The organism is Odoribacter sp. AF15-53 (assembly GCF_003479425.1).
Taxonomy (GTDB): domain Bacteria; phylum Bacteroidota; class Bacteroidia; order Bacteroidales; family Marinifilaceae; genus Butyricimonas.
This window is the reverse complement of sequence record NZ_QUHC01000036.1, coordinates 1,156-1,482: the sequence shown is the minus strand read 5'-3', so window position 1 is coordinate 1,482 and position 327 is coordinate 1,156. Positions and strand designations below refer to the sequence as shown.

Genomic DNA, 327 nt, shown 5'->3' with positions numbered 1-327 from the left:
GGCTCACGTGAAAAATTAGGTGGACCTTTTGTTCTTTGTAATTTTCCCCGCTTCTTTTCACGCGAAAATCTTCGCGACTCTAAAGAGAAAAAACTTGATGTCAAGCACACCCCTGAACTGGGCCCTGAAGGCCTTGAGCTTGGCGTTAAAGGACTCGGCGGAAGCGTTGGTACTCCTGTTGTTGAAAAAGTTCAAAATCCTCGTCGAGTGCGCGAACACGGAAGCCGCCACGGAATTGAAAGAGTGAAACCCCGCCTCGTTCACTTGATTGTACCACAAGGCGAGTTTAAGCCTCGCACCCGGCACGGACTTGCACGAGGAATAGAT

At 49.8% G+C, this 327-nt stretch carries 1 pseudogene; it reads right to left on the bottom strand.

Going from position 1 to position 327, the window contains the following annotated elements:
• Window positions 1-57: 57 nt before the first annotated feature.
• Window positions 58-327 (bottom strand): annotated as a pseudogene (locus tag DWW52_RS21295) (transposase); the annotation flags it as partial.